Source organism: Mesorhizobium sp. C277A (genome assembly GCF_040324395.1).
GTDB lineage: Bacteria > Pseudomonadota > Alphaproteobacteria > Rhizobiales > Rhizobiaceae > Mesorhizobium.
In genome coordinates, this window is the sequence record NZ_JAMYVW010000002.1 from 4526879 (window position 1) to 4540483 (window position 13605).

Annotated in this window: 18 protein-coding genes; 13 read left to right on the forward strand and 5 right to left on the reverse strand. The window is 63.8% G+C overall.

Going from position 1 to position 13605, the window contains the following annotated elements; translation table 11 throughout:
- Positions 1-192 precede the first annotated feature (192 nt).
- Positions 193-372 carry a YdcH family protein gene (locus NKK52_RS22295; RefSeq protein ID WP_023684024.1) on the reverse strand — a complete coding sequence of 60 codons (180 nt, stop codon included), beginning with the start codon at positions 370-372 and terminating at the stop codon, positions 193-195.
- Positions 373-611: 239 nt separating this feature from the next.
- On the opposite strand from NKK52_RS22295, the gene NKK52_RS22300 reads away from it, so the two are divergent.
- A complete protein-coding gene (locus NKK52_RS22300; RefSeq protein WP_023673103.1) occupies positions 612-815 on the forward strand; it encodes a YdcH family protein in 204 nt (67 codons plus the stop codon).
- 24 nt (positions 816-839) lie between these two features.
- Here the strand turns inward: NKK52_RS22300 and NKK52_RS22305 are convergent, their stop codons facing one another.
- Positions 840-1655, reverse strand: a complete 816-nt coding sequence (locus tag NKK52_RS22305; RefSeq protein ID WP_023684025.1) for an IclR family transcriptional regulator — start codon at positions 1653-1655, stop codon at positions 840-842.
- Positions 1656-1810: 155 nt separating this feature from the next.
- On the opposite strand from NKK52_RS22305, the gene NKK52_RS22310 reads away from it, so the two are divergent.
- The 8 genes from NKK52_RS22310 to NKK52_RS22345 all read left to right on the forward strand — a co-directional run bounded on the left by NKK52_RS22310 (position 1811) and on the right by NKK52_RS22345 (position 8274).
- Entirely contained in the window at positions 1811-2641 is an 831-nt protein-coding gene (locus NKK52_RS22310; protein WP_023673105.1) for a transporter substrate-binding protein, read from the forward strand.
- Between the two features lie 66 nt (positions 2642-2707).
- On the forward strand, positions 2708-3373 hold the full coding sequence (locus tag NKK52_RS22315; protein ID WP_023673106.1) for an amino acid ABC transporter permease: 666 nt from the start codon (positions 2708-2710) through the stop codon (positions 3371-3373).
- 1 nt (position 3374) lies between these two features.
- Positions 3375-4025, forward strand: a complete 651-nt coding sequence (locus tag NKK52_RS22320) for an amino acid ABC transporter permease (RefSeq protein WP_023684027.1) — start codon at positions 3375-3377, stop codon at positions 4023-4025.
- Positions 4026-4029: 4 nt separating this feature from the next.
- A complete protein-coding gene (locus NKK52_RS22325; protein ID WP_023673108.1) occupies positions 4030-4824 on the forward strand; it encodes an amino acid ABC transporter ATP-binding protein in 795 nt (264 codons plus the stop codon).
- Positions 4825-4941: 117 nt separating this feature from the next.
- Entirely contained in the window at positions 4942-5403 is a 462-nt protein-coding gene (locus tag NKK52_RS22330; protein WP_023673109.1) for a RidA family protein, read from the forward strand.
- Between the two features lie 20 nt (positions 5404-5423).
- On the forward strand, positions 5424-6629 hold the full coding sequence (locus NKK52_RS22335; protein WP_031204137.1) for an aminotransferase class V-fold PLP-dependent enzyme: 1206 nt from the start codon (positions 5424-5426) through the stop codon (positions 6627-6629).
- Between the two features lie 74 nt (positions 6630-6703).
- Positions 6704-7201, forward strand: a complete 498-nt coding sequence (gene purE / locus NKK52_RS22340) for a 5-(carboxyamino)imidazole ribonucleotide mutase (RefSeq protein WP_023684029.1) — start codon at positions 6704-6706, stop codon at positions 7199-7201.
- Positions 7198-8274, forward strand: a complete 1077-nt coding sequence (locus NKK52_RS22345; protein ID WP_023684030.1) for a 5-(carboxyamino)imidazole ribonucleotide synthase — start codon at positions 7198-7200, stop codon at positions 8272-8274. The genes purE and NKK52_RS22345 overlap by 4 nt, the downstream gene beginning before the upstream one ends.
- Before the next feature lie 38 nt (positions 8275-8312).
- On the opposite strand, the gene NKK52_RS22350 is transcribed toward NKK52_RS22345, so the two are convergent.
- Complete coding sequence (locus NKK52_RS22350) at positions 8313-8741, reverse strand: lysozyme inhibitor LprI family protein (protein ID WP_023684031.1); 429 nt, start codon at positions 8739-8741, stop codon at positions 8313-8315.
- A 242-nt stretch (positions 8742-8983) separates the two neighbouring features.
- Between NKK52_RS22350 and ykgO the strand changes: the two genes are divergently transcribed.
- The 4 genes from ykgO (at position 8984) to NKK52_RS22370 (ending at position 11455) form a co-directional block, all read left to right on the forward strand.
- On the forward strand, positions 8984-9109 hold the full coding sequence (gene ykgO / locus NKK52_RS22355) for a type B 50S ribosomal protein L36 (protein WP_006327841.1): 126 nt from the start codon (positions 8984-8986) through the stop codon (positions 9107-9109).
- A gap of 113 nt (positions 9110-9222) precedes the next feature.
- Positions 9223-9804, forward strand: a complete 582-nt coding sequence (locus NKK52_RS22360) for a tetratricopeptide repeat protein (protein WP_023684032.1) — start codon at positions 9223-9225, stop codon at positions 9802-9804.
- A gap of 116 nt (positions 9805-9920) precedes the next feature.
- Positions 9921-10985: an alpha/beta fold hydrolase gene (locus tag NKK52_RS22365; RefSeq protein ID WP_023684033.1), complete on the forward strand. Its 1065-nt coding sequence runs from the start codon at positions 9921-9923 to the stop codon at positions 10983-10985.
- 5 nt (positions 10986-10990) lie between these two features.
- Positions 10991-11455: a hypothetical protein gene (locus NKK52_RS22370; protein WP_023684034.1), complete on the forward strand. Its 465-nt coding sequence runs from the start codon at positions 10991-10993 to the stop codon at positions 11453-11455.
- An 8-nt stretch (positions 11456-11463) separates the two neighbouring features.
- On the opposite strand, the gene pyk is transcribed toward NKK52_RS22370, so the two are convergent.
- Positions 11464-12909: a pyruvate kinase gene (pyk, locus tag NKK52_RS22375; RefSeq protein ID WP_023673117.1), complete on the reverse strand. Its 1446-nt coding sequence runs from the start codon at positions 12907-12909 to the stop codon at positions 11464-11466.
- Positions 12906-13394 carry a DUF1036 domain-containing protein gene (locus NKK52_RS22380; RefSeq protein ID WP_023673118.1) on the reverse strand — a complete coding sequence of 163 codons (489 nt, stop codon included), beginning with the start codon at positions 13392-13394 and terminating at the stop codon, positions 12906-12908. Before NKK52_RS22380 ends, pyk begins: the two co-directional genes overlap by 4 nt.
- Positions 13395-13605: the final 211 nt, after the last annotated feature.

Sequence of the window (13605 nt, forward strand, 5' to 3'; positions counted from 1 at the left end):
GGAGGAGCAAAGATGGCTTGTCAATGGCGACAGACAAGCAGAGCCGCCAAATCGCAGCAGCGCGGCGACCCCACAGACGGGTTTCGCCGGCCAACAGTATCGGAATCAGTAGCAAACACAGGCCTCCGGCGGCATGTCGCCACCGGAGCGATAGTCACGCGCCAAGGCGGCGCGTCTAATCCTGGAAGGGCGTCAGTGTCTCGTCGGTTTCGCCTTCAGTTTTTCAATCTCGTCCTTGAGTGCCAGCTTGCGTCGCTTCAGATTCACGATTTCGAGGTCGTCGACCGATGGATGGTTCATCGCATCGTCGATCTCGCGTTCGATATCACCGTGTTTCCGCTGCAACTCATCAAGATGGGATGCAAGAGACATGATTGGTTCTCCCTTTCATGGTTTCCTCGATTGCAGCCGTCAAAGGCACGTCCACCGCAGGTCGCATCTGTGACGGCACCATGACAGTCTGCCACCATCCGGCTGCGATGTCGAATGCTGCGTGGTAGCATTCCACGACAATGTGATATGTGATATTGGCTGCGCGCCGGCGGCAATTGATGCCGCCCCCGCCCAATCATGCCCATTGCCGGGCGCCGCAGACATGCAGACGGTAGAGAATGTCCGACCAGGAAAAGGCCGATGTCCGCCTCGAATTTTCCCGCCTGAAGCAGGAGCATGCCGATTTCGACGCGGCCATCAATGCGATGATCGCCATGGGCTGCGACCCCTTGCAGATCCAGCGCATGAAGAAGAAGAAGCTTTTCCTCAAGGACCGGCTGATGGCGCTGGAAGACAAGATCATTCCGGACATCATCGCTTAGCCGACGGCCTCGGGGCCTAACTGCTCACCCCGCTATCGACAGCCGCGCCGCGCGATGGCGCAGCAACGTCAGCAATTCGTCGGTCTTCTCCGCTGAAGTGTCGATCGGCACCACCAGGCACATCGTCGCCTCGACCTTGCCGGCGGCCGCGAAGACAGGGGCGGCCAGGCATTTGGTGTAGGCGTCGACCAGCCCCGAAGTGATGCAATAGCCGGTCGTTCTGGCCGTCGCGATATCGGCAATGAAGTCGTCGAACTGCAGCCTGCGGCCGTCGGGCAGCAAAAGGTCGTCTTCCGAGACCATGTCCTGGATGGCGGCCCTTTCCAATCCGGCCAGAAGCAGCCGCCCCGATGCCGTCCATGGCAGCGGGATCTGCAAGCCAGTGGCCGAGCTGATGCGGAACGGCCTGGTGCCGGGGCTGGAATGGACGATGGTATAGCGCCCGCTTTGCAGCATGCACAATTCGGAGGTCTCGCCGGTCTCGCGCGACAGATTGTCGACCTCCTGCCGGCCCCGCCTAAGCAGGTCGTTGCCCCTGACATAGTCCATCCCATAGAGGTAGAGCTTCTTGCCGAAATAGACCCGGTTGCCGTCGCCCTCCATCTCCAGGAGACCCGCATCGACCAGCGAACGCACCAGCGTATAGGTGGTGGAGCGCGGCGCATTCACCCCCTTGGCGAGATCGCCAATGCCGATGGCGCGCTGCGTGACATGCAGGAAGTCCAGGATCTCCAGCACCCGGTTGAGGCCCTTCTCGCGCGAGCCGGAGGTCTTGTCGGGCGTCGGGCTCTCGGCTGGACCAAGCTCCGCCCGATCCGTGAGTCCATTGCTGTCTTGCATAACTGATTCCTGATGTTAGTATCTGTCTTGTATAGGATACATGTGTCTATTGTAAGAGACAATCAGGTCGGCGACACGTGTGTCTGTAAGGGGAACTCAAACAACAGGAGGTCGCAGTGAACGACGCATCCAAGCGAGATTTTCTGAAACTGGGCATGGCCGGGCTTGCAACGGCGGGCGTGATGACCGCTGTCAGCGCCGAAAAGGCGGCGGCACAAGCCGCATCCGACAGCGTTCTGCGCACCGCGCTTGACCGCGGCAAGCTGATCGTCGGCACCGGCAGCACCAACGCGCCATGGCATTTCGAAAACGATGCCGGCGAGCTGGTCGGCATGGACATCACCATGGGCCGCATCCTGGCCAAGGGTCTGTTCGACGATCCGAGCAAGGTCGAGTTCGTCATGCAGGACCCGGCGCAGCGCATCCCGAATGTCACCACCAACAAGGTCGACATCACCATCCAGTTCATGACCATGACCGCGCAGCGCTCGCAGCTGATCCATTTCTCCAGGCCATACTATGTCGAGGGCGTCGCCCTGCTGACGCTGCCGACGGCGGAAAACAAGACCTTCGACAAGCTGCTCGCCGGCGGTTCGGCGACGCGCATCTCGATCCTGCAGAATGTCGACGCCGAAAGCTCGGTCCATTACGCCCTGCCGGAGGCGCAGGTGCTGCAGATCGACACCCAGGCCAATGTGCTGCAGGCACTGGAATCGAAACGCGCCGATGCCGCCGCCGTCGATCTTTCAACCGTGCGCTGGCTGGCCTCGCGCAACCCCGACAAATATTTCGATGCCGGCAAGAGCTGGTACTCGATGCTCTACGGCGCGGCGGTCAGGCAGGGCGACCTGGACTGGCTGACCTTCGTCAACCAGACCTTCACCATCGCCATGTTCGGCCATGAGACCGCACTCTACGACGCCGCCTTCAAGGACTATTTCGGCCAGGAGCCCCCGGCCCGCCATCCCGGTTTCCCGGTTGTCTGACAAGCGGCGGAAAGGTTAGCCCTTCCGCCTTCTAGTTCGCATCCCCTTGGTTATTGCGGGAGACGCATGGGCTATACGCTCAACTTCAACCTGATCTGGCGCCATTTCGACAAGCTGTGGGGCGGCCTTCTGCTCAGCCTCGAGCTTGCCGTGATTTCGATTGCCATCGGCGTCGTCATCGGCCTGATGCTGGCGGTCTGGTATGTCTCGGCCGGACGCGTGGTGCGCGCCATCATTGCGGCTTACGTCGAATTCATCCGCAACGTGCCGCTGATCCTGCTCGTCTATCTCGTCTTCTACGGCCTGCCGACGGTGATCGACGTCGCCTACGACGCGCCGACCTCGTTCGTGCTGACGCTGTCGGTCTATAGCGGCGCCTATCTGGTCGAGGTGTTCCGCTCCGGCCTGGAAGCCGTGCCGCGCGGCCAGCTCGATGCCGGCAAAGCCATCGGCCTGACGCCCTGGCAGCGGCTGGTTCATGTGCGCCTGCCGACCATGCTGCGCATCACGCTGCCGGCGCTGTCCAACACCTTCATCTCGCTTTTCAAGGACACGTCGATCGCCTCGGTGATCTCGGTGCCCGAGCTCACCTTCGGCGCCCAGTGGATCAACTTCAACACCTTCCGCATCGTCGAGGTCTATTTGGTGACGACGGCGATGTACCTGGTGACCGGTTACACCCTGCTCTTCGGGCTGCGGCTGGTCGAACGCCGGTTCAGGGCTGCGCGCTGACATGCTGAGCCAGATCCTCTACGCCGTACCGTTCCTCGCCCAGGGCTTCGCCATCACTTTGTGGGTGTCGCTGCTGGTCGTGGTGCTGTCGCTGATTGCCGGCGTCGCGCTCGGCGTCGGCCTGGTCTACGGCCCGGCGCCGCTACGCTGGGCCGTGCGCATCTTCTCCGACACCATCCGCGGCATCCCGATCCTGGTGCTGATGTTCTTCGTCTATTACGGCCTGCCGGCCATCGGCCTGCATCTGCAATCCTTCTCGGCGGCGGTGCTGGCGCTCACCTTGTTCAAGACCGCGCAGGTCATTGAGTATCTCCGCGGCGCCGTCGGCTCCATTCCCAAAGGGCAGTCCGAGGCGGCGATGGCGATTGGGCTGACCTTCCGCCAGCGGCTCACCTACGTCATCTTTCCGCAGGCCTTCCGGCGCTTCCTGCCGCCCTGGATCAACGGCGTCACCGATGCGGTCAAGGGCAGCGCCCTGGTCTCGCTGCTCGGCATCACCGACCTGATGCAGGCGATCAACCAGGTCATCGGCCGCACCTATGAGGCGATGCCGCTCTACATCCTCGGCGCCTTGATCTATTTCGCCGTCAACTATGCGCTTTCCTACGCCAGCCGGCGGCTGGAACGGCGCTTTGCCTTCATCCGGGACTAGCACGATGGCCACAAGCTCGAACGACAATGCTGCCCTTCTCGACATTGCCGGGGTCTCGAAAGCCTTTGGTTCGGTCGAGGTGCTTCGCTCGGTCAGCCTCAAGGTGGACAGGGGCGAGGTGGTCACCGTCATCGGCCCTTCCGGCAGCGGCAAAACCACCCTGCTGCGCTGCGTCAACTTTCTCGAAAGCTACGACTCAGGTTCGATCCGCATCGACGGCAAGGAGGTCGGTTTTCGTGAGGCCGGCGCGCGCCAGCGGCGCAGCGAGCGCGACCTTGCCAACATGCGCGCCGAAACCGGCATGGTGTTCCAGAGCTTCAACCTGTTTCCGCACCTCACCGCCGCCGGCAACATCATGCTCGGCCTCACCAAGGTGCGCGGCAAGAGCAAGGCCGAGGCGCGCCAGATCGCCGAGCATTGGCTGAGCCGCGTCGGCCTCGCCCACAAGGCCGACAGCCTGCCGGCGGAACTCTCCGGGGGCCAGCAGCAGCGCGTCGGCATAGCGCGGGCAGTCGCCATGGAGCCAAAGATCCTGCTGCTCGACGAGATCACCTCCGCGCTCGATCCCGAATTGGTCGGCGAGGTGCTGGCCGTTGTGCGCAGCCTGGCCGAAGACGGCATGACAATGGTGATGGTCACGCACGAGATGGCCTTTGCCCGCGACGCTTCGAGCCGCATTGTCTTCATGGCCGATGGCGGTGTCAGCGCTGTTGGCCCGCCGAAGGAGATCCTTGCCGAAGAGACCACCAATGAGCGCCTGCGCTCTTTCCTGGCGCGGTTCCGCGCCTCGCATTTCTGACATGGGCGGCCCAAAGCAATTCCAGGAAAAGTGTAAGCGGTTTTCCCGGGAAAAGCGCGAAGCGCTTTCCCTTGGGAATTGCGTAAAACAACAGGCCGGCCCAAGGAGAATTCTTCCATGACGCCTTACATCCGGCTCGCCGAGCTCGGCCTGACGCTGCCCGAGCCGCCGACGCCGATCGCCAATTTCGTCACCCATGCGGAAAGCGGCCGGCTGATCTTTCTTTCGGGTCAAGGGCCGCTGCGCGCCGACGGCACGCTGTGCACCGGCAAGGTCGGCGAGGACGTCACCGTCGAGCAGGCCTATGAGCATGCCCGCCTCACCGGCCTCAACCTGCTCGCCGTCATGCACGCCGCCGCCGGCGATCTCGGCCGCATCGTGCGCGTCGTCAAATTGCTCGGCTTCGTCAATGCGACGCCGACCTTCAGCGACCACCCGAAAGTGGTCAATGGCTGCTCGGACCTGTTCGCCAGCGTCTTCGACAAGATCGGCGGCCATGCCCGCTCGGCGATCGGGGTCGGCTCGCTGCCTGGAAACATCACCGTCGAAATCGAAGCGGTCGTCGAGATCGCCGCCTGACCGTCAAGGGATTGCTGAACATGAAAACCTATTCCGACACCGGCTCCAACACCACGATCCGTGAACGGCTGGGACTGCGGCCGATCATCAACGTCTCCGGCACGATGACGACGCTCGGCGCCTCGATCATCGTTCCCGAGGCGATCAGCGCCATGGCCGAGATCGCCTCGCAATGGGTGGAGATGGACGATCTGCAGCGCGCCGCAAGCGTGATCACCGCCCGCCTCACCGGCGGCGAGGCCGGCTTCATCACCGCCTGCTGCGCCTCAGGCATCACAATGGCGATCGCCGGGGCAATGACCGGCACCAATTTGCTGGCGATCGAACGGCTGCCCGACGACACCGAAGGCCTGAAGTCCGAAGTCGTCATCCAGCTTGGCCATATCGTCAATTACGGCGCACCGATCGACCAGTCGATCCGCGTCGCCGGCGCCAAGGTCATTCCGGCCGGCACGGTCAGCGTCACGCAGGATTATCATGTGCGCGAGGCTATCAACGAGCGCACGGCGGCGGCGCTCTACGTCGTGGCGCACCACACCGTGCAATACGGCATGCTTTCCCTTGAGGAATTCTGCGATATCTGCCACGCCAGGGGCGTGCCGGTGATCGTCGACGCGGCTTCCGAATATGACCTGCGCAGCTTCCTGGCGCGCGGCGCCGACATCGTCGTCTATAGCGGCCACAAATTCCTTTCGGGGCCGACCAGCGGCATCGTCGCCGGCCGCAAGGATCTCGTCCGCGCCGCCTATCTGCAAAACCGTGGCGTCGCCCGCGCCATGAAGGTCGGCAAGGAAAGCATCGCCGGCACGATGGCGGCGCTCGAAGCCTGGGAAAAGCGCGACCATGCCGGCATCCGCCGACGCGAGGAAGCGGCGCTCAATCTATGGAGGGATTCGCTGCAGGGAATACCCGGCATCGTCGCAAACATCATTCCCGACCCGACCGCCAATCCGCTCGACCGGCTGCAGATCTTCGTCTCCCCCGAAAGCCGCTTCAGTGCCGCCGGCCTCGCCTCGGCATTGGCGGCCGGATCGCCGCCCATCATCGTGCGCAATCACGAGGTCGAGCGTGGCCATTTCTTCCTCGACCCCTGCAATCTGCACCCAGGCGAGGCCGAGATCGTCGCCGAACGCCTCCGCGCCGTGCTCACCGCGGCCGACAGGCCGGCGGATGCGATGAGACAGCCGCGAAAGGATTCATCCGGCGCCCTGCGCTGGCCGGACTAGGCTGCGGCGGCCGCCATCCTTGCGGGCCAGCCCGAATTCCGCTAAGGCGCGCCATTACCGCCGGGAGCATGCGCTTGACCGACCACCGCGCCGACGTCGCCATCATCATGGGCAGCCAGTCCGACTGGGCGACGATGCGCCACGCCGCCGAAACGCTGGAGGCGCTGGGCATTCCGCACAAGCGGCTGATCGTCTCCGCCCACCGCACCCCGGACCGCCTCTATGATTTCGCCAAGGGCGCCAAGGCGGCCGGCTTCAAGGTGATCATCGCCGGCGCCGGCGGCGCCGCCCACCTGCCCGGCATGACGGCGGCGATGACGCCGCTGCCGGTGTTCGGCGTACCGGTCGAATCGAAGGCGCTGTCAGGCCAGGATTCGCTGCTCTCCATCGTCCAGATGCCGGCCGGCATTCCGGTCGGCACGCTTGCCATCGGCAAGGCGGGTGCGGCCAACGCCGCCCTTCTGGCGGCCGCCGTGCTGGCGCTGAACGACGAAGAACTTGCCGCCCGCCTGGATGCCTGGCGCACCGCCCAAACCGCCAGGGTCGCCACCGAACCGACGGATGCGCCGTGAGCCTGCCCGCGGGATCGAGCATCGGCATCATCGGCGGCGGCCAGCTCGGCCGCATGCTGGCTGTTGCCGCAGCGCGCCTCGGCTACCGCACAATTATCCTCGAACCGCAGGCCGATTGCCCGGCGGCTCAGGTCGCCAACCGCCAGATCACCGCCGCCTATGACGATGCGGACGCCCTTGCCGAACTGGCGGCAGTCAGCGCCGTCGTCACCTACGAATTCGAGAATGTGCCGGTGGCGGCCGCCGGCGCACTTGCTTCCAAGGTCCCGGTTTATCCGCCGCCGCGAGCGCTGGAAGTTGCCCAGGATAGGGTGGCGGAGAAGCTATTCCTGAACGGCATCGGCATCAGGACAGCGGATTTCCGCTCCGTCGACAATGACGACGAGCTGACGGCGGCGCTGAGAGAGTTCGGTGGCAGCGGCATCTTGAAAACCCGCCGCATGGGCTATGACGGCAAGGGCCAGCGCGTCTTCCGCAACATGGAGACGGGCGGCTTTGCCGGCACATGCGAGACCATGGGCAATGTGCCGCTGATCCTCGAATCCTTCGTCGCTTTCGAGCGCGAAATCTCGGTCATCGCCGCGCGCGGGTTGGACGGCGCGGTCGCCGCCTACGATCCGGCTGAGAACGTCCACCGCGACGGCATCCTGCATACCTCGACCCTGCCGGCCCAGATCAGGCTGGAGACGGCGGCGACGGCACAGGGGTCGGCAGCGAAAATCCTGGCGGCCCTCGACTATGTCGGCGTCATCGGCGTCGAGTTCTTCGTTCTTGCCGATGGCACGCTGCTGGCCAACGAAATGGCGCCGCGCGTGCACAATTCCGGCCACTGGACGGAAGCCGCCGGCATCGTTTCGCAGTTCGAGCAGCATATCCGCGCCATTGCCGGCCTGCCGCTGGGCAACCCTGGCCGGCATTCAAACTGCATCATGGAAAACCTGATCGGCGACGATGTGCTGCGCGTACCCGCTTTGCTCGCCGAGCCCGATCTGATGCTGCATCTCTACGGCAAGGCGGAAGCGCGCCCAGGCCGCAAGATGGGCCATTTCACGCGCATCAGCCGCCGTAGCTAAGCCATTCCGGCACTTTGCGCGAGGGCGTGGCTCGAGCCCTATTGCAGCTCGTCGTTCAGATCCCCGTCTTCGTCGGGGCTGGCGCAACTCGCATCGCCTTCCCTACAATTGGCGCCCGCGGTGAGCTGTTTGATGCGCTGGTCCGTCAGTTCGGTCAGGCATTGTGAAACCTCCATCGGATGGATGGAGCCGCCCTCGCTGTCTGTCGTCGTGTAGGCGCATTCGGCGTCGCGGAAGGCGATCCAGGCGCGTTGCGCGACCTGCAGCAGCTTCCTGCCCTTGTCGTCGTTGCGACCGACGAGATCCTTGTAGGCCTGGTTGAGCTTGGCATCGGCGGCCCGATAGTCCTCGCCGGCGCAGATGTTCATCATCTGCTGGCTGTCGTCGTTGCGGTCGCATTCCTGCGCCTGCGCGATGGAGGCGGCTGCCATAACGGCAAGGCTCGCGGACACAAACAACAGGCGCATAGAGGTCTCCAAATCGGCTTGCGGGTGCCGCACCATTCCAGCCCGCCTTCGGCCGCGCAATGGCGTGGAGCCGAGATGGCGGATATTTGATGGCCAAAGCCATTCTCGGCCTCTATCCAGCACGCTTGCGGTTGACACGGGCAAGGCTCCTCGTTTATGAGCCACCGCAAGTTCAAAGGCGCGCTTTTCAGGCGCGCCTTAATAATTCGGCCCGGACAGGGCCCAGACCGACGGGCAAGACCATGAAGATCAAGAATTCGCTCAAGGCGCTGAAGGCGCGTCACCGCGACAACCAGCTGGTTCGCCGCAAGGGCCGCGTCTACATCATCAACAAGACCGCTCCACGCTACAAGGCGCGCCAGGGCTGAGTGTTCGGCCGGAGGCTCGTTGCCTCCGTCCATACGATGGTAATTGCCTGGTTCCAGGCACTTTCACGCTAATTTCAGTTTGACGATCCGCCGTCCGGGGTTAGATTCCGGCGATGCGGATTCTTTTTGCATTTTTGGCCACCCTCTTTCTTTTCGGCGTCGCTCCGGCGTCGGCGGACGATCCGCCGGCAAAGCCGCCGGTTGCCCTGACCAGGGAAGCCAGGCTCGACCAACTGTTTGCCGAGCTGAAGCGCGAGCGCAACGAAAAGGCGGCCGAGCGCATCGCCGGGCGCATCTGGGGCGAATGGTTCCAGTCCGGCAGCGCCTCGATCGACCTGATGATGCAATGGTCGCAAAAGGCGATGGACGACCAGAAGTTCGACGTCGCCCTCGACTTCCTCGACCAGGTCGTCATCCTGCAGCCAAAATATGCCGAAGGCTGGAACCGGCGCGCCACCGTCCATTACATGATGAAGAATTTCGGGAAATCGATGTCCGACATCGACCAGACGCTGCAGCTGGAACCACGCCATTTCGGCGCGCTTTCGGGCCTGGCCCAGATCATGGCCGCCACCGGCCACAAGCAATCGGCGCTCGAAGCCTGGCAGAAGGTGCTTACCATCTATCCGATGATGCGCAGCGCTCAGGACCAGGTCGCGGCAATTTCGGAAGAGCTTGCCGGCGAAGGAATTTGATTAGGCAGTAGGGATTAGTGAGTAGTCAGTAGAGAAGATTGGTCGAGACGCCACCTCCCTACTCCCTACTCCCTACTCCCTAGAACTTATCCCCCTCCACCCCCGTATCTCCGCGCATGAACCTCATTTACGCCGCCTGTGCTTTGCTCCTCGCGCTCGTCTTTGCCCTGGCCGGCGTCACCCGCGCCGGCGCGTGGCTGATCGAGTGGCGAAACCCGCCGGCCGGCGAATTTGCCGACATCGGCGGCACCCGCATCCACTATGTCCACGTGCCGGCGCCTCAAAATGCCGAGCTGCCGGCCATCGTCTTCATCCACGGCGCCAGCGCCAATCTCAGGGATCAGATGCTGCCGATCAGGCCTTTGCTCGAAGGCCGCGCCGAGATGGTCTTCCTCGACCGGCCGGGCTTCGGCTGGTCGGCACGCGGCCCCGGCAAAGAGAGCCCGTCGGCGCAGGCCGACACCATCGCCAGACTGATGGACCGTCTCGGCATCCACAATGCGATCATGGTCGGCCATTCCTTTGGCGGCGTGATCACCGCCGCCTTTGGCCGCGAACACCCGGAGAAGACGCTCGGGCTGGTCTTTCTGTCGCCGGTCAGCCACCCCTGGCCGGGCGGCGCGACCGCCTGGTACTACAAGCTGACCGCCACCCCCATCATCGGCTGGCTGTTCTCGGAGACATTGACCTATCCGGCAGGCACGCTGCAGATGGACAGCGCCACGGCCTGCGTGTTTTCTCCCAACAAGGTGCCGGAAGGCTATGTCGGCAATGCCTCGATTCCGCTGGTGCTGCGTCCCGGCGCTTTCCGCGCCAACGCCATCGATGTCGCCGGCCTCTACGACTATACGTTGAAGGCCGCGCCGCATTACCGCGACATCAGAGCGCCGACGATTGTCATCTCGGGCGACCGCGACAAGGTGGTCTATGCCTCGATCCATTCGGTCGGCCTGGTCAGGGACATCCCCGGCGCCGAACTGATCTGGGTCCACAATCTGGGCCACAAGCCGGATTGGATCGCCTCCGACCTCGTCGTCGGCGCGATCGAGAAAGTCGCCGGCAAGGTCGTCGACCTGCAGGCAATGGCAAAAACCGTGGAAGCACGCATCGCCGGCGATGCCTACAACGATGCACAGTGCCCCGACATTACGGTGCCCGACGCGGAACTGGCCCCGACCTGATCGCAATTTATGTCCTGAAACACGGCATCAAGAGAAACCCGGAGAAGCGATGGGCGTTGCCGGACCGCATCTTCTTCGGCTATGGCGCGTGCGCCATTCTTGCCGGCGCCTTTCTCGAGCGTCCTCCTCTGGACGGCTTTTACGGCGAACGGATCATTCCTGGCGAGGGCTTTTCCGGGAACCATATTTACGCGACGAACGGCGTGATCGCGTTCGACTACCACGGCTATTCAGCCCGCGAGCGGCTTTTGGAACACCACAAGAGGGGCTGGGCGTCGCGCAATCCCGGGTGGCACTGCACGATCGCCACGGTCGATTTCGATCTGCTCGACACAGTCGAACTCAACCGGCGAAAGATGCTGGGTCCGGACCAGTACCTGCACGACCCCGTTCCTCGCGCACACCGCTTCCTTCAGCGTATCGATCACGCCGAAGGTGCGGCAAGAGCGCTGCGAACTGTGATGAGTTGAAGCCTCTGTCAACCTATGTTGCGGGTGGCCTGCACGTCCGACCCGACATAGGCGATGCGCAGCATGTTGGTCGAACCCGGCGTCCTCAGCGGCACGCCCGCCGTGATGATGACGCGGTCGCCCGGCTGACCGAACCCCTCTTCGAAAGCGATGCGGCAGGCGCGGTCGACCATGTCGTCGAGGTCGCTGGCGTCGGGCGAGACGACGCAATGCGTGCCCCACAAGAGCGACAGCCGCCGCGCCGTGTTGAGGATCGGCGACAGCGCGATGATCGGCACTTGCGGCCGCTCGCGCGCGGCGCGCAGGCCCGTGGTGCCCGACGCCGTATAGGTGATGATCGCCGACAGTTTCAGCGTCTCCGCAATCTCGCGGGCGGCGAGCGAAATGGCGTCGGCGCCGGTTGCTTCCGGTTCCGAGCGCTGCGCGTTGATGATGCCGGCATAGGTCGGGTCGGTTTCGACCTTGGTGGCGATGCGGTTCATCATCGCCACCGCCTCGACCGGATAGGCGCCGGCAGCGGATTCGGCTGAAAGCATGATTGCGTCGGCGCCCTCGAACACGGCGATCGACACGTCGGACACCTCGGCGCGGGTCGGCACCGGCGCGGTGATCATCGATTCCAGCATCTGCGTGGCGACCACCACCGGCTTGCCGGCGCGGCGCGCGGCGCGCGTGATCTGCTTCTGGATGCCGGGCACCGCTTCCAGCGGCATTTCCACACCGAGATCGCCGCGGGCGACCATCAGCGCGTCGGAGAGTTCGATGATTTCGGCCAGCCGGGCGACGGCCTGCGGCTTTTCAATCTTGGCCATGATCAGTGCCCGGCCGCGCGCGATCTTGCGGGCTTCCGCCAAATCCTCCGGCCGCTGCACGAAGGACAGCGCCACCCAGTCGACGCTTTCCGCCAGCACCGCATCGAGGTCCTTGCGGTCCTTTTCGGTCAGCGCACCGACCGGCAGGTCGGTGTCGGGCAGGCTGACGCCCTTCTTGTCGGAAATGGTGGTGCCGGCGACGACGGTGCAGGTGATAGACTTGCCGTCGCTCTTCACCGCCCTGAGCTCCAGCTTGCCGTCATCGATCAACAGACGGTGGCCGGCCTCGACCGAGCTCAGGATTTCGGGATGCGGCAGGTAGACCCGGGTCGACGTGCCGGGCTCGGGATTGTTGTCGAGGGTGAAGGTCTGGCCCGGCGTCAGAACCTCCTTGCCGTTGGCGAACTTGCCGACGCGCAGCTTCGGTCCCTGCAAATCGGCCAGGATGCCGATCGGACGGCCGACCTTTTCCTCGACCGCGCGGATGCGGCCGACCAGCGTGCGCATCAGCTCGTGATCGGTGTGGCTCATATTGATGCGGAAGACATCGGCGCCGGCTTCGAACAGCTTCTGCAGCATCTCCTCGGACGAGGAGGCAGGACCGATGGTGGCGAGGATCTTGACCTTGCGGCTACGTCTCATTGACTGTTTGTTCCCGGGGCGGCTGGAGCGCCTCCCGTTGTGGACTCATCGGTCAGCTGGACCATCCAGCTTGCCTGCTCGCCCGTGTCATATTCCTGGAATCCGGCGCGCTGGAAGCCCCGGGCGACGCAATCGGTAACGCCTGCGATCTTGAACTCTTTTTCAGCCACGCACATGTTGATCGGGCCATCCCAGCGCCCGCCGCGCTCGGCGTCTTCTGCATAAAGATAGTAAAACCTCGATGACAGCGGACCTTCGATCAGCGTCTTGCAGCTCGATCCTTCGATGTGCCACCACCCCTCGGTGATCCAGCCTGCCTTGGCGCGGTAGCCGATGCCAACGCCGACCAGGTTCTGCGTGGCGTTGCAGACGCGGAAATCGGCGCGGGCAGGCGAAGCCGCGACCAGCGCGGTGAGCCCTAGCGTCAGGGTCAGGAGCGGCACGGCAAAGGCGGTGCGCGCACGCGGCCTGCCGGCGGAACCCATCCCGAAACCCCTCAATAACGTCATCTGCATCTCTCAACGCCCCTTTTCGGAAAAGTCCGGGCGCATGTCAACGCGCCGTTCTGTCCAATTCCAATCGATTTAGAAAGGCCCCCGACACGCGATCTGCCGCGCGTCACAGGATTTTCGCAGAAACCGTGGCCAAACAACGGCATTGCGCAACAGTCCTCTTCGTGGGAATGACGATACCACC